Source organism: Allobosea sp. 10N428, from assembly GCF_056394545.1.
Window position 1 is genome coordinate 560,570 of sequence record NZ_JBFTIC010000001.1, and the last position, 21,365, is coordinate 581,934.

At 65.3% G+C, this 21,365-nt stretch carries 22 protein-coding genes; 12 read left to right on the top strand and 10 right to left on the bottom strand.

Annotated elements, in window-relative coordinates; translation table 11 throughout:
* Positions 1–22: 22 nt before the first annotated feature.
* The 4 genes from AC1DDA_RS02665 to AC1DDA_RS02680 all read left to right on the top strand — a co-directional run bounded on the left by AC1DDA_RS02665 (position 23) and on the right by AC1DDA_RS02680 (position 3,365).
* Entirely contained in the window at positions 23–337 is a 315-nt protein-coding gene (locus tag AC1DDA_RS02665) for a UxaA family hydrolase (protein WP_476794518.1), read from the top strand.
* A complete protein-coding gene (locus AC1DDA_RS02670; RefSeq protein ID WP_476794519.1) occupies positions 334–1,533 on the top strand; it encodes a UxaA family hydrolase in 1,200 nt (399 codons plus the stop codon). Before AC1DDA_RS02665 ends, AC1DDA_RS02670 begins: the two co-directional genes overlap by 4 nt.
* A 123-nt stretch (positions 1,534–1,656) precedes the next feature.
* Positions 1,657–2,682 (top strand): DUF2336 domain-containing protein, encoded by a 1,026-nt coding sequence (locus AC1DDA_RS02675; RefSeq protein ID WP_476794520.1) that lies wholly within the window; start codon positions 1,657–1,659, stop codon positions 2,680–2,682.
* An 89-nt stretch (positions 2,683–2,771) separates the two neighbouring features.
* A complete protein-coding gene (locus tag AC1DDA_RS02680; RefSeq protein WP_476794521.1) occupies positions 2,772–3,365 on the top strand; it encodes an outer membrane protein in 594 nt (197 codons plus the stop codon).
* 317 nt (positions 3,366–3,682) lie between these two features.
* Here the strand turns inward: AC1DDA_RS02680 and parC are convergent, their stop codons facing one another.
* From parC to AC1DDA_RS02695, 3 genes are all read right to left on the bottom strand, one after another.
* On the bottom strand, positions 3,683–5,929 hold the full coding sequence (gene parC / locus AC1DDA_RS02685) for a DNA topoisomerase IV subunit A (RefSeq protein WP_476794522.1): 2,247 nt from the start codon (positions 5,927–5,929) through the stop codon (positions 3,683–3,685).
* 122 nt (positions 5,930–6,051) lie between these two features.
* On the bottom strand, positions 6,052–6,813 hold the full coding sequence (gene recO, locus AC1DDA_RS02690) for a DNA repair protein RecO (RefSeq protein ID WP_476794523.1): 762 nt from the start codon (positions 6,811–6,813) through the stop codon (positions 6,052–6,054).
* Positions 6,814–6,948: 135 nt separating this feature from the next.
* Positions 6,949–7,332 carry a tautomerase family protein gene (locus AC1DDA_RS02695; protein WP_476794524.1) on the bottom strand — a complete coding sequence of 128 codons (384 nt, stop codon included), beginning with the start codon at positions 7,330–7,332 and terminating at the stop codon, positions 6,949–6,951.
* Positions 7,333–7,448: 116 nt separating this feature from the next.
* On the opposite strand from AC1DDA_RS02695, the gene AC1DDA_RS02700 reads away from it, so the two are divergent.
* Positions 7,449–8,294 (top strand): LysR substrate-binding domain-containing protein, encoded by an 846-nt coding sequence (locus AC1DDA_RS02700; protein WP_476794525.1) that lies wholly within the window; start codon positions 7,449–7,451, stop codon positions 8,292–8,294.
* Here the strand turns inward: AC1DDA_RS02700 and AC1DDA_RS02705 are convergent.
* From AC1DDA_RS02705 to AC1DDA_RS02715, 3 genes are all read right to left on the bottom strand, one after another.
* Positions 8,291–10,507 carry a RelA/SpoT family protein gene (locus AC1DDA_RS02705; RefSeq protein ID WP_476795116.1) on the bottom strand — a complete coding sequence of 739 codons (2,217 nt, stop codon included), beginning with the start codon at positions 10,505–10,507 and terminating at the stop codon, positions 8,291–8,293. The genes AC1DDA_RS02700 and AC1DDA_RS02705 overlap by 4 nt on opposite strands.
* 163 nt (positions 10,508–10,670) lie before the next feature.
* The gene (gene rpoZ / locus AC1DDA_RS02710; RefSeq protein ID WP_476794526.1) at positions 10,671–11,060 is read right to left on the bottom strand and encodes a DNA-directed RNA polymerase subunit omega; all 390 of its coding nucleotides are present in this window, start codon (positions 11,058–11,060) and stop codon (positions 10,671–10,673) included.
* An 87-nt stretch (positions 11,061–11,147) separates the two neighbouring features.
* A complete protein-coding gene (locus tag AC1DDA_RS02715) occupies positions 11,148–12,857 on the bottom strand; it encodes an ATP-binding protein (RefSeq protein WP_476794527.1) in 1,710 nt (569 codons plus the stop codon).
* 232 nt (positions 12,858–13,089) lie between these two features.
* Between AC1DDA_RS02715 and AC1DDA_RS02720 the strand changes: the two genes are divergently transcribed.
* Both AC1DDA_RS02720 and acpS read left to right on the top strand, forming a co-directional pair.
* Positions 13,090–13,842: a pyridoxine 5'-phosphate synthase gene (locus AC1DDA_RS02720; RefSeq protein ID WP_476794528.1), complete on the top strand. Its 753-nt coding sequence runs from the start codon at positions 13,090–13,092 to the stop codon at positions 13,840–13,842.
* 52 nt (positions 13,843–13,894) lie between these two features.
* Positions 13,895–14,311, top strand: a complete 417-nt coding sequence (gene acpS / locus AC1DDA_RS02725) for a holo-ACP synthase (RefSeq protein WP_441512493.1) — start codon at positions 13,895–13,897, stop codon at positions 14,309–14,311.
* Between the two features lie 70 nt (positions 14,312–14,381).
* Here acpS and aqpZ read toward each other — a convergent pair whose 3' ends face one another.
* Positions 14,382–15,107: an aquaporin Z gene (aqpZ, locus tag AC1DDA_RS02730; protein WP_441512492.1), complete on the bottom strand. Its 726-nt coding sequence runs from the start codon at positions 15,105–15,107 to the stop codon at positions 14,382–14,384.
* A gap of 245 nt (positions 15,108–15,352) precedes the next feature.
* Between aqpZ and lepB the strand changes: the two genes are divergently transcribed.
* The 5 genes from lepB to AC1DDA_RS02755 all read left to right on the top strand — a co-directional run bounded on the left by lepB (position 15,353) and on the right by AC1DDA_RS02755 (position 19,161).
* On the top strand, positions 15,353–16,120 hold the full coding sequence (gene lepB, locus AC1DDA_RS02735; RefSeq protein WP_476794529.1) for a signal peptidase I: 768 nt from the start codon (positions 15,353–15,355) through the stop codon (positions 16,118–16,120).
* Positions 16,117–16,848, top strand: a complete 732-nt coding sequence (rnc, locus tag AC1DDA_RS02740; RefSeq protein WP_476794530.1) for a ribonuclease III — start codon at positions 16,117–16,119, stop codon at positions 16,846–16,848. Before lepB ends, rnc begins: the two co-directional genes overlap by 4 nt.
* Positions 16,841–17,758: a GTPase Era gene (era, locus tag AC1DDA_RS02745; RefSeq protein ID WP_476794531.1), complete on the top strand. Its 918-nt coding sequence runs from the start codon at positions 16,841–16,843 to the stop codon at positions 17,756–17,758. The genes rnc and era overlap by 8 nt, the downstream gene beginning before the upstream one ends.
* Positions 17,759–17,776: 18 nt before the next feature.
* On the top strand, positions 17,777–18,322 hold the full coding sequence (locus tag AC1DDA_RS02750; protein ID WP_476794532.1) for a sugar O-acetyltransferase: 546 nt from the start codon (positions 17,777–17,779) through the stop codon (positions 18,320–18,322).
* Between the two features lie 206 nt (positions 18,323–18,528).
* Positions 18,529–19,161, top strand: a complete 633-nt coding sequence (locus AC1DDA_RS02755; protein WP_441512487.1) for a LabA-like NYN domain-containing protein — start codon at positions 18,529–18,531, stop codon at positions 19,159–19,161.
* A gap of 75 nt (positions 19,162–19,236) precedes the next feature.
* Here the strand turns inward: AC1DDA_RS02755 and smpB are convergent, their stop codons facing one another.
* From smpB to dapA, 3 genes are read right to left on the bottom strand one after another with little or no spacing between them, the layout of a single operon-like run.
* Positions 19,237–19,710: an SsrA-binding protein SmpB gene (gene smpB / locus AC1DDA_RS02760; protein WP_441512486.1), complete on the bottom strand. Its 474-nt coding sequence runs from the start codon at positions 19,708–19,710 to the stop codon at positions 19,237–19,239.
* Positions 19,707–20,354 (bottom strand): FMN-binding negative transcriptional regulator, encoded by a 648-nt coding sequence (locus tag AC1DDA_RS02765; protein ID WP_476794533.1) that lies wholly within the window; start codon positions 20,352–20,354, stop codon positions 19,707–19,709. The genes smpB and AC1DDA_RS02765 overlap by 4 nt, the downstream gene beginning before the upstream one ends.
* A gap of 50 nt (positions 20,355–20,404) precedes the next feature.
* A complete protein-coding gene (gene dapA, locus AC1DDA_RS02770) occupies positions 20,405–21,298 on the bottom strand; it encodes a 4-hydroxy-tetrahydrodipicolinate synthase (protein WP_476794534.1) in 894 nt (297 codons plus the stop codon).
* Between the last annotated feature and the right edge of the window lie 67 nt (positions 21,299–21,365).

Sequence of the window (21,365 nt, forward strand, 5' to 3'; positions counted from 1 at the left end):
CCTCCCAGGAGGACTCGACGTCATGTCCCACGATCCGCGCCTCATCCTGCTCGATCCGCGCGACAACGTCCTGGTCGCGCGGGTGCGGCTGAAAGCCGGCGATAGCGTCGAGACTGGCTCAGGTCCCGCAGCGCTGGACCGCGACATCGCGCTCGCCCACAAGATCGCGCGCCGCGCCATCGCGGCCGGAGAGAAGATCCTGAAATACGGCGCGCCGATCGGCGTCGCGACCGAGGCGATCGCGCCGGCCGCGCATGTCCATGTCCACAACATGCGCAGCGACTACACGCCGACCTATCACCTCGAAGACGAACGCAAAGCGGGAGCCTCGGCATGATCGAGATGCGTGGCTATCTCCGGTCCGACGGGCGCAAGGGCATCCGCAACACCGTCGCGGTCGCCTATCTCGTCGAATGCGCCCACCATGTCGCACGCGAGATCGCCCTGCCCTGGCGCGAAGAAGGCGTCCATGCCATCGGCTTTCCCGGTTGCTATCCGAATTCCTACGCCGAGCGGATGATGGAGCAGCTTTGCACGCATCCGAATGTGGGCGCCGTGCTCCTGGTTTCGCTGGGCTGCGAGAGCTTCAACAAATACGCGCTGGAGCGGGCGATCCGCGCCAGCGGCCGGCCGGTGAAGACCATCATCATCCAGGGCACGGGCGGCACCCGCTCGTCTATCCGCGAGGGCCGGGCCTGGGTCGAGGAGCAGCGCATCGCGCTCGACGCGCAGGAGACGGTGCCGATGGCGGTCTCCGAGCTGGTCGTCGGCACGGTCTGCGGCGGCTCTGACGGCACCTCTGGCATCACCGGCAATCCGGCTGCGGGTCGCGCCTTCGACAAGCTCATTTCGGAAGGCGCCGCCTGCATCTTCGAGGAAACCGGCGAGCTGATCGGCTGCGAGCACATCATGGCGGCGCGCGCGGTCACGCCGGAGCTCGGCGTGGAGCTGGAGAAGTCCGTCGCCAAGGCAGCGCGCTACTATGCGACGCTGGGCTATGGCTCCTTCGCCGCCGGCAACGCCGAGGGCGGGCTCTCGACCATCGAGGAGAAGTCGATGGGCGCCTATGCGAAGTCGGGGGCATCGCCGATCTCAGGCCTGATCAAGCCCGGCGACGTGCCACCGCATGGCGGGCTCTACCTGCTTGACGTCGTGCCGGATGGCGAGGTGCGCTTCGGCTTCCCCAACATCAACGACAATGCCGAGATCGCGGAGCTGATCGCCTGTGGGGCGCATTGCGTGCTGTTCGTGACGGGCAGAGGCTCGGTCGTCGGCTCGGCGATCTCGCCCGTGGTGAAGATCTGTGCCAACCCGGAAACCTATCGCCGGATGTCCGAGGATATGGACGTCGATGCCGGGCGCATCCTCGAAGGCCACGCGTGCCTCGACGAGGTCGGCCAGGAGATCCGCGATCTCGTGGTCTCGCTCGGCCAGGGCGGCAAGACGAAATCCGAGGAGCTCGGCCATCAGGAGTTCATCCTGACCTATAAGAGCTTCGAGCCGCTCGGCCCTGCCTGCCTGCCGGCAGGATGAAGGCCGACGTAGCCAGCCCCCCGAGAAAACCTGCCCGCCCTCCAGAAAATGAGCGGGCCGCCTTAAGAGTAAATCAAGCTCGGCAGGGCATGATGGCGCCGCTGCTTTGCCGTGGGGGCCTTCATGTTGCGTAACCTGACCCGGATGCCGGCCGACATGTCGTCGGATTCGCGCCGGCAGTTGCTTCATGCGGTCACGGATCTGTTCCTCCTCGATCAGGAACCGAGCGACACCGTCAAGGAACACTACGGGGAGATCGCGACGACTTCGCTCGGCCAGCTCGGCGACGATGAGCGCAAGGGCTATGCGGACCGCGTGGCGAGCATGCCGACCCTGCCGAACAATGTCGCCGTTACCCTCGGCAGCGATGGCAATGCCGACGTCGCGCGGCTTGTCCTGACGCTTTCACCGGTTCTCACCGACACCGACCTCGCCGCCATCGCCGTCAGCCAGTCGCAGCAGCATCTCGTCGCCATCGCCGAGCGCGCGCGCCTCTCCGAAAGCGTCACCGACATCCTGGTCGAGCGTGGCGACCAGAAGGTGCTGCACACTGTCAGCGCCAATGAGGGCGCGGCCTTCTCCGACCGCGGCTTCGATCGGCTGCTCGAGCGCGGCCACGGCGATGCGGATATCACGGGCGCGCTCGCCCGCCGCTCGGACCTTGCACCGAACCGCGCCCAGCGCGTCCTGCGGATCGTCGAGCAGTTCGCGGAAGGGGCAGCTCCCGGCGCGAGCGCAACGCAGGAGGCCGCCTCCCTCGCCCGCCAGGCGCGCCAGCAACGGCTCGAGGTCAAGCTCCTGCTCTCCGACCTCGTTGCGAAGGTCCGGGAGGTCGACGATGTGCTGACCATGCTGGCCGACGAAGACCGCGCCTATCATCTCGCGCAGGTCCTCGCGCAGATCGCCGACATCACGATCGACCAGGCGCTGCGCGTGCTGATGCAGCGCGATGCCAGCGGCATCGCCGTCACCTGCCGCTCGCTCGGGATCGGCACCACGGCCTTCCGCGCCATCCTGCAATTGCGCGCGCGGCGGCTCTACTTCTCCTCGCGCGACATCGACGACGATGTCGACGCCTACGCCAAGCTGGACCTTGCGACCGCCGAGCGGACGCTGCGCTTCCTCAAGCTCCGGACGAAGATCGCCTGAGCGACCGTGGCCGCGCCACAAAACCGCGACATTCACCCCGCCTCATGCTAGCTTCCCGCAGGGCGCTTCTGCGCGAGGATGGCTTCGACGTGAGATTTCCGCTTCTTTCGGCTGCGGCGCTTTCGGTTCTTTTCGCGGGCGCAGCGCCGGCAGAGACCCTCCTGCCCCTCACCGGTTTCGCCGCCTTGCCGTCCTTCGCCTGGGACGAGCCGATGATCTCGCCGCGTTGGGAGGGCTCCTACGCCCGCATCTCGTCAGGCTTCCAGGTCACAAGCTCGAAGCATATGCGCACGAACGCCGGGCCGACCTTCGGGCTCGAGGCCGGGACGATGCGACGCGAGGGCAACTTCGTTTACGGCATCGTGGGCGCGATCGACTACGCCCCCGCGATCGGCGGCTATGGCTATCCGAGCTTCGGCAACGTCGCCTACACGCGCGACTTCGCCGGCGCCTTCCAGGTCAAGACCGGCGTGCTGGTAGCGCCTGACGTGCTGCTCTACACCAAGGTCGGGATGTCTGCCGCCAACGAAACCTGGCGCTATGGCGCAACGCCATTCTCTGCGCCCTTCAACCAGAGCGAAATCGCCGTGCGGCCCGAGGCTCGCGCCGGCGTGGAATGGGCGGTCACCGACAAGATCACGCTCAGCCTCGAAGCCGGGATCCTCGGCCGGCCGATCCGCTGAGAATTTGATTCAGGCGGCTGCTGGGTTGATTCAGGAAGTCTGCGTAAGTTCCTAACAGCATTGACATTTGACAATGAAGGCGCAGGGAACCCCTCTGCTGCGTCGAAGTCGGCTGTTGCCGGCCTCGACACTTCAAGCGCCGATCTCGGGCAAGCCCGAAGAAAGGCGCAGGGGTGAGGTATAGGGCCGTTGGACCAGCGAGACGAGCCCTCACCGCGGCAACCGTCAGGTCACGGCTAAAGCGCCAACGGCGGTTCTGCGTTGCGGTTCTCGCGACTTCTCTGCGAGCATGAGGACGCTCTACTGGCTAGGCGCCCTCACCCCCCGAAGGTATTGCTCTTCGGGAAGCCCTTGGGTGGCAGGCGCCCGGCCTCGGCGCGGTGGCCAAGCCATTCCAGCAGATCGGCCTGCGTTACCGTCCAGGTTCGGCCCGACGTGTCGAGCCACGTCAGGCCCTCAGTGAGGTTGAAGGTCTTGGCGTCGGAAAGGCCGCCATCCTTGTAGCGCTGCAGGCGCACGCCCTTGCCGCGGCCCATCTCCGCCACTTCCGAGATCGGGAAGCAGAGCAGCTTGCGGTTCTGGCCGATGATCGCGACATGGTCGCCATCCGCCGGCACCGCAAGCACGGCGACCGTCGCGCCATCGACATTCAGAACCTGCCGCCCCTTGCGGGTGTTGGCGACGACATCGTCGGCGGGAGCTACGAAGCCCCTGCCCTCGCTCGTCGCCATAAGCAGCTTGGAGCCCGGCCTGTAGGGGAAAGCGGAGACGATCTCGGCCGTCTCCTCCAGTTCGATCATCAGCCTGATCGGATCGCCGAAGCCGCGCCCGCCCGGCAGCTTCGAGGCGTCGAGCGTGAAGACCTTGCCGTTCGAGGCGAGCACCAGCACTTTCGCGGTCGTCTCGGTGAAGAACGCCGTCTGGAGCGCATCGTCGCCCTTGAAGGAGAAGCTGGAGCGATCCTGCACATGGCCCTTCAGTGCGCGGATCCAGCCCTTCTTCGAGATGACGACGGTGATGGGCTCGCGCTCGACCATGGCCTGTGTCAGGTCGATATCGGCGGTGTCGGGCATATCGGCAAAGTCGGTGCGGCGCTTGCCGATCGCCGTCTCCGGGCCGAAGGTCTTCTTCACCTGCCGGATGTCCCAGGCGATCGTCTTCCACTGCGTCGCCTCGGAGCCGAGCAGCTCCTCGATCTGCCCCTTTTCCTTGGTCAGTTCGTCAAGCTCGGTCTTGAGCTGCATCTCCTCAAGCTTGCGCAATGCGCGCAGGCGCGTGTCGAGGATCGCGTTGGCCTGGACCTCGGTGAGGTCGAAGACCTTCATCAATTCGATCTTCGGCTCATCCTCCTCGCGGATGATTTTGATGACCCGATCGAGATCGAGATAGACGATCAGCAGGCCGCGCAGGATCTCCAGCCGCTTCTCGATCTGGCCGAGCCGGAAGCGCGAACGCCGCTGCAGCACTTCGCGGCGATGGTCGAGCCAGGCGCGCAGGGCCTCCGAAAGGCCGAGCACGCGCGGCACGAGGCCGCCGGTCAGCACGTTCATGTTCATCGAAATGCGCGCTTCCAACTCAGAGAGCCGGAACAGCGATTCCATCATCAGGTTGGGATCGACATTGCGGGCGCGCGGCTCGATGACGACGCGGATATCCTCCGCCGATTCGTCGCGCAGATCCGCGACCAAAGGCAGTTTCTTGTCGTTGAGCAGTTCCGCGATCTTCTCGATCAGCCGGCCCTTCGAGACCATGTAGGGGATCTCGGTGACGACGACCTGCCAGGCACCCCGCTCAAGGTCTTCCTTCACCCAGCGCGCGCGAGTGCGGAAGGCGCCGCGGCCGGTGCGATAGGTCTCCGCCATCGAGGCGCGGCTCTCGACGATGATGCCGCCGGTCGGAAAATCCGGGCCTGGCACGAAGGTCATGAGCTGCTCGGAGGAGGTCTCCGGGTGCTGGATCAGGTAGAGCGCGGCGTCGCAGAGCTCGGCGGCGTTGTGCGGCGGGATCGAGGTCGCCATGCCCACAGCGATGCCCTGCGAGCCATTGGCGAGCAGGTTCGGGAAGGCGGCCGGCAGGACGATCGGTTCCTCGTCCTCGCCGTTATAGGTCTCGCGGAAATCGACCGCGTCCTCGTCGATGCCGTCGAGGAGGAGCCGGGCGACCTCGGTCATGCGCGCTTCGGTGTAACGGTAGGCGGCGGCGTTATCGCCATCGATATTGCCGAAATTGCCCTGCCCGTCGACGAGCGGATAGCGCTGGGCGAAATCCTGCGCGAGGCGCACCAGCGCGTCATAGACCGACTGGTCGCCATGCGGGTGGAACTTACCGATGACGTCGCCGACGATGCGGGCGCATTTCTTGTGGACCTGGCCCGGATCGAGCCGCAGCAGCCGCATGGCGTGCAGGATGCGGCGATGGACGGGCTTCAAACCGTCGCGCGCATCCGGCAAAGCGCGGTGCATGATGGTGGAGAGCGCATAGGCAAGATAGCGCTCTTCGAGCGCCGATTTCAGATCGATGCGCTCGGATTCGTCCTCCGGCGGCGGATCGACCGGTTTGCCCATGCGTCTTCAGCCCTCGTCTCGTCGAAAATTCGCGCGGCTTCTATGGCACAGCGCGAATCAGCCCGCCAGAACAATGCAGGTACGCCGCCATGCGTGCAAACGCCGGCGCCGGCATTTTGCGCTCAATCAGTGGATGAATCCGCTGCGCGTGAATTCGCTGCGACGCGCGTCGCCAGTTCGATCAATCGCGCCCGCTCCGGCGGTTCGCGAAGCCCCCGAGGCTCATAGAGGTGACGGCGCAGGAAATGCCCGGTCAGGGCGAAGCCCGCCAGAAGCTCGGCCGCGGACGGTGCACGCCCACCCTGCCCTTCGACCAGGAAAGCCGGCAGCGCCAGCAGCCGGTCCAGATAGGGTTGCGCCGCCCGGCGGCTGACGGCCTTGCCCGATTTCGGCGAGACATGGCTGAGATCGTCGGGGGAGCCGGTCACGGCGCAGCGCGCAAGATCGAGCCCGAAGCCGAGCTCCGAGAGCATGGCGAGTTCGAAGCGCACAACCAGCGCCGGCGTGAAGCGCTGTTCGTCGAGATGAGCGATGAGGACGGCGAAGCCCTCGTAGAGGCCCGGATGCGGATCCCGCTCAGGCAGCAGGCGAAGAAGCGCAGCGATCGTCCCCAGCCCGTAGAGCGCGACCGGGGCCGCCATCAAACGGGCGGCATGCGAGGTCAGCAGTTCCACCCTGTACTCGCCGAGGTGTTCGTCGAGCCGGGCGCGCCATGTCACAGCGACATGATTGCCCGGCTGGAGCTGAGGCTGCGCCTTCTGCGAACGCCCGCCCCTGACGAGGCCGAGGTGACGGCCATGGTCACGGGTCATCACCTCGAGGATCACGGCGCTTTCGCCATGAGCCTTGAGGCCGATGATCGTGCCTTCATCCGTCCATTCCATGGACAGGATTTAGGACAGGCAGGCGCAGGAAGAAACCGCGTCATGGCCGGGCTTGCCCCGACCATCACGGAAACCGGCGCCCTCCCGCCCGGAACTTCCGGATCGACGCGACGCTTGCGCGAAGCAAGGTCGCTCTCAGGCCACGTACTGGGCGATGCCGCCCCCAAACGACCAGTCCTCGCGCTTGACCTCGACAAGGTTGATGAAGATGTCGTCCGGCTTCAGCCCGGGGTCACGAACAAGGTTCGCCGCGATCGCCGCATAAAGCTTCTTCTTCTGCGTCACGCCGCGTGTGTTGGCCACCGTGATCTGGATCATGACCAGACCCGCACTGCGGTTGAAGCCGAAATAATTGGCATCGAAGACGAATTCGTCGGCGTCATGCTGGTGCACGACGGCGAAGAGATCCTTCTCCGGCACCTCGAACGTCTCGCGCAGCGCCTTGTAGACACCGTCGATGATCGCCGCAGGTTCGGAAGCGGGCCGGCCGCGACGCATGGAAATCCGGATCAGAGGCATGGTTCTCTCCATCTGCGGCAGCCGGATGGCTGCCGGTCGATGGCCAGAAGCTAGCCTTGAATCATAAAGCAATAAACCGTATCGTACCCGATATCATAAATACGGATTTCTGATTTATGAGCACTCCTGCCCTCGATGTCGAAGCGGTTGCGGCCTTTCTTCAGGCCGCCGAATTGTCGAGCTTCACCCGCGCTGCCGAAGCGCTCGGCTCGACGCAGTCGCTGGTCAGCACGCGGATCAAGCGGCTGGAGACCACGCTCGGGAAGCTTCTTTTGCAGCGGCATCCGCGGCTGGTTCGGCTCACATCCGAAGGCGAGCGCTTCCTGCCGGCCGCCCGCGCATTCCTCGCCGCGCACAGCCGGGCGCTCGCCGCCTTCAGCGAGGCGCCTGAGCGGATCGCCATCGGCATCAGCGAACAGGCGGCCGGCGCCGATGTGCCGGCCCTGCTCGCCCGACTGGCCGCGCGCGATCCCGACCTCATCGTCAATTTGCGCATCGAGCCGTCGAGCCAATTGGAGGCGGCTTATGAGGCGGGCGATCTCGATGCGGTACTCGTGCGCAGGATCGGCGCCGGCAAGACGGGGGAGGTGCTGCGCGAGGATAGCCTCGGCTGGTTCGCCTCTCCAGATTTGCCGCGCCGAGGCGACTCGCCGCTGCCGCTGATCAGCCTCGTCTCCGAGTGCCGCCTGCGGCAGCACGCCATCGCCGCGCTCGACCGGCGCGCCATCGGCTGGCGCGAAGCCTTCATCGGCGGCGGGATGGCCGCCGTGCAGGCCGCGCTTGCCGGCGGCTTCGGGGTCGCTGCGCTGGCAACCCGCGTCGCCCCGCCGGGCGCCGTCGATATCGGCGCGGGTTGGGGGCTGCCGCCGCTCGGGCGCTCGCAGGTCGTGCTGCGCAGCAACGCGGCCACGCCACGCGGCCGGGCCTTCGTGCGCGAACTGGCAGCCGCGTTCCGGAACTAGCCGACTACCCGCTCGACGCGGCTTATCACGCGCTTCTCACGCAGCTCGCTGATGATCGCCGAGAGGTGCTTCAGATCCCAGACGGTGAGATCGATCGTGACATCGGTGAAATCCGGGTTCGGACGGTTCATCGAGACCGAGTCGATATTGCCGTCATGCTCGGCAATCGTCGTGGTAATCTGGGCGAGCGAACCTGGCTCGTTGAGCGACTTCAGCGCAATACGAGCCGGGAAACGCTGCGGCACCTTGTCGTCGAGATCCCAACGCACATCGAGCCAACGCTCGGGTTCGTTGTCGAAGGCGGCGAGCGCCGGCGACTGGATCGGATAGATCGTCACGCCCTCGCCCGGCGTCAGTATCCCGACGATGCGATCGCCCGGCACCGCGCCCCCCTGCGGAGCGAAGCGCACAGGCAGGTCACGGCCGAGGCCGCGAATCGGGATGGCGCTGTCGTCCGAGGGCTCCTCGCCCGGCAGTTTGAACTTCAGGTTTTCGCCCTGACGCAACTCGAACCAGCCTTTTCCGCTGGCCGCGGCGCCGGGCTTGGTCTCGGCCGAAGCGCGCTTCTCCGGCTCGAGATCGGGATAGACCGCCTTCACGACGTCGCCGGAGTACATCTCGCCACGACCGACGGCGGCGAGCACGTCATCGACCGTGTTGCGGGCGAGGCGCCTGAGCGCAGCCTTGAGCTTGTCGTCGGAGAAAGCCCGCTCGGCGCGGGAGAAAGCGCGTTCAAGGATCTGGCGGCCCAGGCCCGCATATTGCCGGCGCACGGCAGCGCGCGTGGCACGGCGGATCGCGGCACGGGCCTTGCCGGTGACGACGAGCGACTCCCAGGCAGCCGGCGGCGCCTGGCCCTCGGCGCGGGTGATCTCGACCTCGTCACCGTTCTGCAGTTCGGTCAGGAGCGGCGCGATGCGTCCGTTGATCTTGGCGCCGACGGCGCTGTTGCCGACATCGGTATGGACGGCATAGGCGAAATCGATCGGCGTCGCCCCGCGCGGCAGGGCGATCAGCCGGCCCTTCGGCGTGAAGCAGAAAACCTGATCGTGGAAGAGCTCGAGCTTGGTGTGTTCGAGAAACTCCTCGGGGCTGTCGCCCTCGTTCAGCAAGTCGACGGTGCGGCGCAGCCACTGATAGGCGCGGCTCTCGTCGCCGAGCCGGATCGGCGCGCCGGGGCGGCCATCCTTGTAGTGCGCATGCGCGGCGATGCCGTATTCGGCGATGCGGTCCATGGTGTCGGTGCGGATCTGCAATTCGACGCGGCTATGGCCGGGGCCGACCACGGTGGTGTGGATCGAGCGATAGTCGTTCTGCTTGGGCGTCGAAATGTAATCCTTGTAGCGCCCAGGCACCATCGGCCAGGTCATATGGACGATGCCAAGGACGCGGTAGCAATCCTCCGGCTTCTCGACGATGACGCGGAAGCCGAAGATATCCGAGAGCTGCTCGAAGGAGACTGACTTCCGCTCCATCTTCTTCCAGATCGAATAGGGGCGCTTGCGCCGTCCCGAGACCTGGGCCTGGATACCGCTGGCGGCAAGCTTCTCCTTCAGATCGCGCTCGATCTCGCCGATCACCTTGCCCTCGCGCGCGGTGACCTCCTCCAGCCGCTTGGTCACGGTGGCGTGGGCTTCCGGCTTGATGTGGCGGAAGGAAAGCTCCTCCAGCTCCTCGCGCAGCTCCTGCATGCCCATGCGCCCGGCGAGCGGAGCATAGATCTCGATCGTCTCCTCGGCGATGCGCAGGCGCTTCTCGGGCGGGACGAAATGCAGGGTGCGCATGTTGTGCAGCCGGTCGGCGAGCTTGACCAGCAGCACCCGGACATCATCGGCGATGGCGAGCAGCAGCTTGCGGAAGTTCTCGCCCTGTGCCGCCTTCTTGGAGACGAGATCGAGCTTCTTGATCTTCGTGAGGCCGTCGACGAGCCGGCGGATATCCGGCCCGAACATGCTCTCGATCTCCTCGAGCGTCGCGGCGGTGTCCTCGACCGTATCGTGCAGGACAGCGGCAACGATGGTGGCATCGTCGAGCTTGAGATCGGTCAGAATCGCCGCAACTTCGAGCGGATGCGCGAAGAAGGGATCGCCGGAGGCGCGCTTCTGCGTGCCGTGTGCGCGCATGGCATAGACATAGGCCCGGTTGAGCAGGTCCTCGTCGGTATTCGGATTGTAGCTCCTGACCCGGTCAACGAGCTCATACTGCCGCATTATGCCCATGCGGGCCCCTGCCTCGACATTCTCTTGTTGCAACTCATGATTATTTGCGCAGGCATGGACGGCAGCAAGGCGTTTTCCGGATGGCGGGCATGAAAAAGCCCGGCGGGGCCGGGCTTTAACTTCAAACTATGAACAATCGATTCACGCGGGCCGAGGGTCAGTCCTCGTCGTCGGCGCTCTCGGTCGGCGGCACGAGGCCGTCGAGGCCGCGCAGCAGGTCCTCTTCGCTCATCCGGTCGAACTGGACTTCGCTGTCGGGCGTCGCTGCGCTGGCAGGGCTGGCGAGCAGCGGAACGGTCTCCTGCTCCGGCTCGTCGACCTCGACATGCTTCTGCAGCGAGTGGATCAGGTCTTCCTTGAGATCCTCGGGCTTCAGCTTCTCGTCGGCGATTTCGCGAAGCGCGACGACGGGATTCTTGTCGTTGTCGCGCGTGACGAGGATCGACGAGCCCGACTGGATCATCCGCGCGCGGTGGCTGGCGAGCAGCACCAGCTCGAAGCGGTTCTCGACCTTGTCGATGCAGTCTTCAACGGTAACGCGAGCCATGGGCGGCTTCTTCCGATCTCAGCGATGCAGGGAATAGGTTGAGCAGGCCCTTACAGCCAAAGCCGCCGGGATGCAAGAAATTCGCGCTCAGGCCCGCATGCGCCGGACCATGTCGTCCAGGGTCGGCTCCAGCCGGCCGCCGCCCTCGCCCGCGCGTCCGCCCATCGCCGGCAGCTCATGCGGCTTGAGCTCGGCGAAACGCATCCGCATCGTGGTGGCGACCCCCTCGCCGAAGGCGATCGCCTCACGGTTGCCGATCGAGGAGAGGAAATTGATCGTGCTGGCCGAAGCGTCGGAAATCGCCGAGCGAATGATCTGCTGGTCGCGCTCGTTGGCCAGCCGCATGGCGAAGACGGTCGAGCACTGCGACAGGATGGTCGGGTCGAGTTCGCCCGGGCGCTGCGTGACCACGCCGAGATAGGCGCCGTATTTGCGCCCTTCCTTGGCGATGCGCGCGATCGCCTGGCGGGTTGGCGCGAAGCCGAGCGCCTGGTCGGACGGCACATAGCGATGTGCCTCTTCGCAGAGCACCAGGACCTCGCAGGCGCCCTGGCTCGCCATTGCGATGTCGAAGGCAAGCCGCGACAGCACCGAGGCGACGGCATTGACCACCTCGCCCGGCAGGCCACCGAGCTGGAAGGCGGTGATCGGCCGGCCATGCATCGGAATGCGGAAGATCTGACCCAGTATCGGCGCCACCGTCTCGTACATATTGGCGCGCCCGAACATGAAGCGGTAGCGCGGATCGGCGTGGAGCGATTCCAGCCGCACCTTCAGCGAGCGCAGCGCCGCCCTCGGCCAGCGCTGCTCGTGCAGGCCGATCATTTCGTCGATAACGGCAAAGGCGTCCTTCAGACGGTAAGGCGTCGATGCGTCGACACCGCCCGTCGACGGCGCCGGCTCCGAGCCGCTGCGCCCCGTGCCGAGATCGAGCGGACGCTTGAGCAGGCTCGATCCGAGGTCGCGCGCCAGTTCCTGACCACTGGGAACACGGTAGCGGGTTCGGGCTGCTGCAACGACCTCCCGCAGAATGTCCGGCTCGTCGTCCAGCGCAGGCCGGCCGCGAAAGACGATATCGGCAAACTCCTCCTGCTTGAACATCCAGAACGGCAGGTCGAGCGCATCGCCATCGATGGTCAGGGCGAGATCCGGAAAGGCGACGGAATATTCGTTGTGCGGATCGAGGATCAGAACGCGCAGGCGCGGGCGCGCCGCGACGGCACGGCGCAGCAGGAGCGAGACGGCGCTCGACTTGCCGACACCCGTGGTGCCGACGAGGGCGAAATGACGCGAGAGCATGTCCTGGATGCTGACGGTCGCGGCGATGCTGGCATCCTGCGTGACATGGCCGATCTCGGCACCCGTCCGGTCACCAAGGTCGTGAACGAGCGCAAGGTCGCCGGCGCGGATGCGGTGAGCTATGGCGCCGATCGGCGGATAGGTGGTAATGCCGCTCTGGAAGCGCGCCGAGCCATCCGGCTTTTCAAGAACCTCGCCCAGAAACTCGACCTCGACCTGAATCGGGTTCTCGCCGTCCGTCCAGGCTGGCTCGACCGCGTGCAGCTTGTAGACCAAGGCCACGATGCGGCTTGGACCGAGATTGATCGAGATCATGCGGCCGATCGCCCAGGCGTCGCTTGCCTGCCAGCTGCCTGTCGAGACCGCGCTCAGGATCGTGGCACGCGATCCGTCGCAGGCGATCACCCGCCCAAGCGCACGCTCGGGCGGCTGACCGGCATTGCGTCGGTCCGGCGTAATGTCTGCGTGGAAGGCCGTGTTATTTACGGTGAGTTGCATAATCTCAACTAGCTCAACCAAAAGTTTAGTTGATTTATGTCTTGATATTGCAGCGCGCCGGTTACGATTACCTTCACGGAGACCGAACAACCATTCGCTGTTGTCAAATCAGCAATCGCGCCTGCGGATGGTCGCACAGATCACAAATCGTGAGGCCGCCATCACAATCCCTGCATTGAGCCGATGCCGTGCTTTCGTCTAAGCACGGGTAGCTTCAAAGAGGGCTTGCACCATGGCCGAAGGGCTGCGTCTCGGCGTCAACATCGACCATGTCGCCACGGTGAGGAATGCGCGCGGTGGTGCCCTGCCCGATCCGGTCCGCGCCGCCCATCTCGCCATCGCAGCAGGCGCTGACGGAATCACCGCCCATCTGCGCGAGGACCGCCGCCATATCCGCGACGCCGATATAGAACGGCTCGCCGCCGAGCTGACGAAGCCGCTCAATTTCGAGATGGCCGCCACCGACGAGATGATCGCGCTGGCGGAGCGCCTGAAGCCGCACGCGGCCTGCCTCGTGCCGGAAAAGCGCGAGGAGCGTACCACCGAGGGCGGGCTCGACGTCGTCGGGCAGGAAGAACAGCTTGCGCCACGCATCGCCCGCCTGAAGGCCGCCGGCTGCCGCGTTTCGCTCTTCATCGAGCCCGACGAGGCCCCGATCGCGATGGCGGCCAAGCTCGGCGCCCCCGTCGTCGAGCTGCATACCGGCAGCTGGTGCCATGCGGTTGCGGATGGCAGAACGGCCAAGGCGCAGGCCGAGTTCCAGCGACTTGCCGATGGCGCGGTTTATGCGGCCAAGCTCGGGCTTGAGGTCCATGCCGGCCACGGGCTCGATTACGACACCGCCCGCAAGCTTGCCGGCGTTCCGGCCTTCGTCGAGTTCAACATTGGCCACTTCCTGATCGGCGAGGCGATCTTCGTCGGGCTGGACGCGGCGATCCGCCGGATGCGGCAGGCGATGGACGATGGGCGCGGCACCGGAGGCTGACGGTTCCGGAAACCGGTTTCCACTTTCCCGGCCAATGCTCTAAACGCGGAGCATGATCCTCGGCATCGGCTCCGACCTCTGCGACATCCGCCGCATCGAGCGCTCCCTCGAGCGCTTCGGCGAGCGCTTCACCCAACGCGTCTTCACTGACGGGGAGCGGGCGAAGTCCGACCGCCGCGCCACGCGCGCCGCCTCCTATGCCCGCCGCTTCGCCGCCAAGGAGGCTTGCTCGAAGGCGCTCGGCACCGGCATGCGGCTGGGCGTGTTCTGGCGTGACATGGAGGTGGTCAATCTGCCGGGCGGGCGCCCGACCATGCGCCTGACGGGCGGCGCGCTTGAGCGTGTGAAAGCCATGACGCCGGCAGGTTTCGAGCCGGTCGTCCATGTCTCGCTGACCGACGACCCGCCACTGGCACAGGCCTTCGTCGTGATCGAGGCCCGTCCGATCATCGGCGATCGCCCGGCGTAGTTCAGTAGCCATAGAACAGGGAAGGCCGGTGCGGCGGCACCAGCCTTCCTTCAGCAAATGTCGAGCTGGCCTACTCGGCCGGCTGGGTACCGCTGACGACACCCTGCGGCTCGTCGCTCAGCCAACGATAGATTGCGCCGCCGAGCACGCCGCCGATGAGCGGCGCGACCCAGAACAGCCAGAGCTGCTGAATGGCCCAGCCGCCGACGAACAGCGCCGGCCCCGTGCTGCGCGCCGGGTTCACCGAGGTGTTCGTCACGGGGATGCTGACGAGGTGGATCAGGCACAGGCCGAGGCCGATGGCGAGCGGCGCAAAGCCGGCCGGAGCCCTGCCGTGGGTCGCCCCCATGATGATGAAGAGGAACATCATCGTCATCACGACTTCCATGAGGAAGGCCGAGGCCAGATTGTATTTTCCCGGTGAATGCTCGCCAAAGCCGTTCGAGGCGAAGCCGTTGGCGAGATCGAAGCCCGGCGCGCCGCGGGCAATCTGATAGAGAACGGCCGCGGCCACGATCGCGCCGACGACTTGCGCGACAATGTAGGGAACGATCTGCCCCACCGGAAAACGACCGCCTGCCGCGAGCCCGACCGTCACGGCCGGGTTGAGGTGGCAACCGGAAATATGGCCGATGGCGTAAGCCATCGTCACGACGGTGAGGCCGAAAGCGAGCGAAACGCCGAGCAATCCGATGCCGACATTCGGAAAACCTGCAGCGATGACCGCGCTGCCGCAACCCGCAAAAGTCAACCAGAACGTGCCGATGGCTTCGGCGACATATTTCTTCGTGCTCATGGTGATTCCCCCAAAGGTCGGAAACGGGGGAATGCTGTTCGTGAAACACGATATCGTCAACGCATCTAAGTGGGTATTCGCTCTGCGAATTTGGCCCATCTCCCGCCGTTTTCTCGCATTGTAATTGTTCTCACCATGTATTCGCCATCCGCCAGCATCATCTCACCAGACTGCTCTTGCGCGTTGTCGCAGGCGCGATAGTCGGCTAGACCGCGCGCTGGATTGCAGTCCCAGGAGCGCCCCGCGTGGCCAACGAAGTCGAAAGCAAGAACAAGACGGCCAAGGAAGAGGGCGGCGTCTTCGAGACGATCAAGGTCGTCGTCCAGGCGCTTCTCATCGCGTTGGTCATCCGCACCCTGCTGTTCCAGCCCTTCAACATCCCTTCGGGCTCGTTGATCCCGACCCTGCTGATCGGCGACTATCTCTTCGTGTCCAAGTACACCTACGGCTATTCCAAGCACTCGATCCCGTTCAGCCCGCCGCTGTTCTCAGGGCGCGTCTGGGCGGCCGAGCCCAAGCGCGGCGACATCGCCGTGTTCAAGCTGCCGAGCGACAATTCGACGGATTACATCAAACGCGTCATCGGCCTGCCCGGCGACCGCATCCAGATGATCGACGGCATCCTGCACATCAACAACCAGCCGGTGAAGCGCGAGCGCATCGCCGACTACGTGACCAGCGACAATTGGGGCCGCAGCGTTCCGGTGATCCGCTACATCGAAACGCTGCCGAACGGCGTCCGCCACGAGATCATCGAGCGCGAGGGCGACACCGGCACCTTCGACAACACTCAAGTCTTCGTCGTGCCGCCCGGCCACTTCTTCATGATGGGCGACAATCGCGACAACTCGCTCGACTCGCGCGACCGCAGCGTCGGCTATGTGCCGTTCGAGAACTTCGTCGGCCGGGCCGAGATCATCTTCTTCTCGATCGAGGACGGCGCCTCGGCCTGGAAGATCTGGGAATGGCCCTATACGGTTCGCTGGAACCGTCTGTTCAGCACCATCAAGTGAGCAAGAGCAGCGAAACCGCGCGCAAGGCGCCGGACACAGCGCGGCTGGAAGCCGCGCTGGAGCACAACTTCAGCGACAAATCCCTGCTGATCACGGCGCTCACCCATATGAGCGCCGAGGAATCGCGGCTGGCTAGCTATCAGCGCCTCGAATTCCTCGGCGACCGTGTGCTCGGCCTATCGGTTGCCGACATGCTGTTCCGGCGCTATCCGCAATCCGAGGAAGGCAATCTCTCGCGCCGCCTCGCCGATCTCGTGCGCAAGGAGACCTGCGCCGAGGTGGCGCAGGGCTGGAATCTCGGTCATTTCATGCGGCTGGGCGATGGCGAGATCCTCGGCGGCGCCCGCAAGAACAAGGCGATCCTGGCCGATGCCTGCGAGGCGATCATCGGAGCGGTCTTCATCGACGGCGGCTACGAGGCGGCCCGCGCGCTGGTCGAACGCGCCTTCGGCGAGCGGCTGATGAAGCCGGTGCGCCCGCTGCGCGACGCCAAGACCGCGCTGCAGGAATGGGCTCAAGGCAAGGGCTATCCGACGCCGACCTATAGCGAGCGCGGCCGTTCGGGGCCGGACCATGCGCCGGTCTTCGTCGTGGCTGCAAAGATCACCGGGCTCGCGGACTCCGAGGCGCGCGGCCCCTCCAAGCGGCTCGCCGAGCAGGCCGCAGCCGAAGCCTTCCTGCGACGCGAAGGCCTGTGGAACGAAAACCCGGAAGGCGAGCATGTCTGAAACCGATCAACCCACGCGCTGCGGCTTCGTCGCGCTGATCGGCGCGCCAAACGCCGGAAAGTCGACGCTGCTCAACCAACTCGTCGGCGCCAAGGTCTCGATCGTCTCGCGCAAGGTGCAGACGACGCGGACGCAGGTGCGCGGCATCGCCCTGTCCGGCCCGGCGCAGATCATCTTCGTCGATACGCCCGGCATCTTCGCGCCGAAGCGCCGGCTTGACCGCGCGATGGTGACGAGTGCCTGGGGAGGCGCGACCGACGCCGACCTGATCGGCGTGCTGATCGACGTTGGCCGCTTCGAGCACGAGGAGAACACCGCGCTGCTGGAGAAGCTCGCCGAGCTGAAGCAGCCGAAATTCCTGATCCTCAACAAGATCGACACGGTGGCGAAGGAAAAGCTGCTCGAGATCACCACCAAGGTGAACGAGCGCGGGCAGTTCGAGGCGACTTTCATGGTCGCTGCGCTCACCGGCTATGGCGTGAAGGACATCCTGGCCTGGCTCGAAAAGCGCCTGCCGCTCGGACCCTGGCTCTACCCCGAGGACCAGATCTCGGATGCGCCCTTGCGCTTCCTCGCCGCAGAGATCACCCGCGAGAAGATCTTCGAGCGGCTGCACGATGAACTCCCCTACCGCTCCACGGTCGAGACCGAGAGCTGGCAGCAGAAGCCGGACGGCTCAGTCCGTATCGAGCAGACGATCTATGTCGAGCGCGAGGGCCAGCGGAAGATCGTGCTCGGCGAAGGCGGCCAGACGATCAAGGCGATCGGCCAGAAGGCCCGCGCCGAGATCGCCGAAGCGGCCGAGGCCAAAGTTCACCTCTTCCTGTTCGTGAAGGTTCGCGAGAACTGGAGCGACGACCCTGAACGCTATCGCGAGATGGGATTGGAGTTCCCCAAGGGCAAAGCCTGAGCTACGCGGAGGACGGCGATGCGCAGCGAGAGGGACAAGATGCTCGCTGGCGAACTGTACCTTGCGGACTGCCCGGAGCTCATCGCCGATAATCGCCGCATCAGCGACTGGATGGAGCGCTTCAACGCCACCACCGCGGCGCCCGAGCAAAGGGATGCATTGATGCAGGAGGCGTTTCGCCATGTCGGGCGGGGCGTCACCATCCGCCCGCCCTTCCATTGCGACTATGGCTACAACATCAGCCTGGGCGACGGCGTCTTCCTCAACTTCAACTGCGTCATCCTCGATGTCGTCGCCGTGACCATCGGCGACGGCACGCAGATCGGCCCCGGCGTCCAGATCCTCACCGCGGATCATCCACGTGATCCCTCTCAGCGCCGGCAGATGCTGGAGTTCGGCCGCCCGGTCAGCATCGGGAGCAATGTCTGGATCGGTGGCGGGGCGATCGTCCTCCCCGGCGTCACGATCGGTGACGATGCCATCATCGGTGCGGGCAGCGTGGTCACGCGCGACGTGCCCAAGGGGCGGACAGCGCTCGGCAATCCCGCACGGCTGCGGCCCTGATCTCCCGAACAGTCGAACCCGAGAGCTGAGCCCGGTCGCCGGCGCGATCGAACGGCGCGACACTGCCGCAGCCGCATGGCCGCACTGCGTCAAGAAGCCACGGTTCCTGCTTGAACCTTGTCAAATTTCCTTCATGAACGACATTGTTCGAACGCCTTTTGCTTCCATCTTTATTGCTTGAAGTCATTTGAGCAGGAGTCATTGCCATGAACGGCGCACCGCGCATCGCGCTTTTCATCGACGGCGCCAATCTCTACGCGACCTCGAAGCAGCTCGGCTTCGACATGGATTATCGTCGCCTGCTGCGTGAGTTCCAGAGCCGCGGCAATCTGATCCGCGCCTTCTACTTCACCACGCTCGTCGAGAGCGAGGAATACTCCTCGATCCGCCCGCTCGTCGACTGGCTCGACTATAACGGCTACCGCGTCATCACCAAGGCAGCCAAGGAATTCACCGACGCCACGGGCCGGCGGCGCGTCAAAGGCAACATGGACATCGAGCTGGCGATCGAGATGCTCGAGCTCGCGCCGCATCTCGACCAGATCTACCTGTTCTCCGGCGATGGCGACTTCCGCCCGCTGGTCGAGGCGGTGCAGCGCAAGGGCGTCAAGATCTCGGTCGTCTCGACGATCTCGACCAACCCGCCGATGGTCTCGGACGATTTGCGCCGGCAATGCGACGAGTTCGTCGACCTCGCCCAGCTCATGCAGAAGATCGGGCGCGATCCGTCCGAGCGCAGCCCCCGCAGCGCCACGCCCGGCGCCCCAGCCGCACCCGGCAATCCCGCGCTCGAACGGCGCTACGGTATCCGCCAGGGCGACGAGCCGGTGGAAGGGTGAGGCTCCTTTTGGAGAGCCGCCGCCTCTTCCCTTCTCCCCCTGCGGGAGAAGGAGAAGCACGGCCCTGATCCAAGCCTAACCGCCCGTTTTCAAGATCCGCTGCTTGTCGCGGTTCCAGTCGCGGGTCTTCTCGGTCTCGCGCTTGTCGTGGAGCTTCTTGCCCTTGCCGAGACCGAGCTCGACCTTCGCCCTGCCCTTGTCGTTGAAATAGACCTTGAGCGGGATCAGAGCCATGCCCTCGCGCTGGACCGCGCCCATCAGCTTGTTGATCTCGCGGCGGTGGAGCAGCAGCTTGCGCGGCCGGCGAACCTCATGGTTGAAGCGGTTCGCCTCCAGATATTCCGGGATATGGGCGTTGAACAGGAAGAGCTCCTCGCCCATCGGGCCGGCATAGCTCTCACCGATCGTCGCCTTGCCGCCGCGCAGCGACTTGATCTCGGTGCCCTGCAGCGCGATGCCCGCCTCCAGGGTTTCCTTGATCTCGTAGTTGAAGCGCGCCTTGCGGTTGTCGGCGGCGAGCCGATAGCGGGCGGGATCAGGCTTCTTCATGCAGTTTCACTGAATCCGTGCTTTTTCACCAGCGAGGCCATCGCCTGCGAATCCATTGCGGGATCGGCGCTCAGGCCGTCGAGGACGCCGAGCTTGTCGTCCTCGCGCCGGTTCTGGCTGAGTTTGAACTTGCCGATGATCGAGGCGATCTCGATCTCGACGCCGACGATGCCACGCGCCTGTGCGACGATGAAGGGCTCCGGCGCGTCCGAGACAGCCCAGGGCTCGGTGCGGGGCGCCTCCTGCTGCTGCGTCAGCGACTCGAGCTGGGCACGCAGCCATGCCGGGTCCTCGATCGCCCGGGCGGGGCCGCGAACCTGGACGGTGACGTAATTCCAGGTCGGCACGACCTTCCCGGTCTCGCGCTTGGTCGCATACCAGGCCGGCGTGACGTAGCGCTCGACGCCAGTGAAGATCACCAGCGTCTCGGCACCCGCCGCGATCGCCTTCCACTGCGCGTTGGGTCGCGCGAGGTGGGCACGCAACACGCCGTTCTCTCCCTCATCCTCGTGAAGGATAAAGGGAACCAGATTGGCGATAAGGCCGCCCTCGCCCACTGTCACCAGCGAGGCGAGCGGGTGCTGGCGAATGACGGCGTGGAGCTGCGCGCGGTCCTCGACCTTGAAGTGACTGGGCTCGTACATTCCGGATTTCCCTGGCGTCGCCGGGGCGACCGGACGAACGCAATCCCTATCTAAGCATTCAACAGCCCGGCGAAAACCATGGCGTCTCGGATCACCTTGCCGGCGGCCGGTGTCACCGGCATCAAGGGCAGGCGGATTTCCTCCTCGATGCGGCCGAGCAGCTTCAGGCCATGCTTGGCGCCGGCGAGGCCGGGCTCCTTGAAGGTCGCGTCATGGAGCGGCACCAGCCGGTCCTGCACCTTCAACGCCCCAGCGTAATCGCCCTTGAGCGCGGCCTCCATCAGATCGGCGCAGAGGCGCGGCGCGACATTGGCGACGACCGAGATGCAGCCGTGACCGCCGGCAGCCATATAGGCCAGTGCGGTCATGTCCTCGCCGGAGAGCTGGATGAAATCCGAGCCCATGGCGTGGCGCTGCTGCGAGACGCGGGCGAGATTGGCGGTGGCATCCTTCACGCCGACGATGTTCTTGAGCTCATAGAGCCGCGTCATCGTCTCGACGGACATATCCACCACCGAACGCGGCGGGATGTTGTAGATGATGATCGGAATCCCGATTGCATCGTTCACCGCCTTGAAGTGCTGGTACATGCCCTCCTGGGTGGGCTTATTATAGTAGGGCGTGACCACGAGAACGGCGTCGGCGCCGGCCTTCTCGGCGTGAACGGCGAGATCGATAGCCTCGATCGTGTTGTTGGAACCAGCCCCTGCGATCACCGGAACGCGGCCCTTGGCCTGATCGACGACGATCTCGACGACGCTCTTGTGCTCGTCATGCGAGAGCGTCGGGCTCTCGCCGGTGGTGCCGACCGGGACCAGGCCGGTCGAACCGCTGGCGATCTGCCATTCGACCAGCGCGCGCAGCGTCTCCTCATCGACCTTGCCGGATTTGAAGGGGGTGACCAGAGCTGGCATCGAGCCGGTAAGGGCAATGTGCTTGGTCATCGGGCTGATCCTGAAGCGAAACGCGGGTTGTCGGGCCGCCACACATAAACCGTCGTTTGGTCAAGGC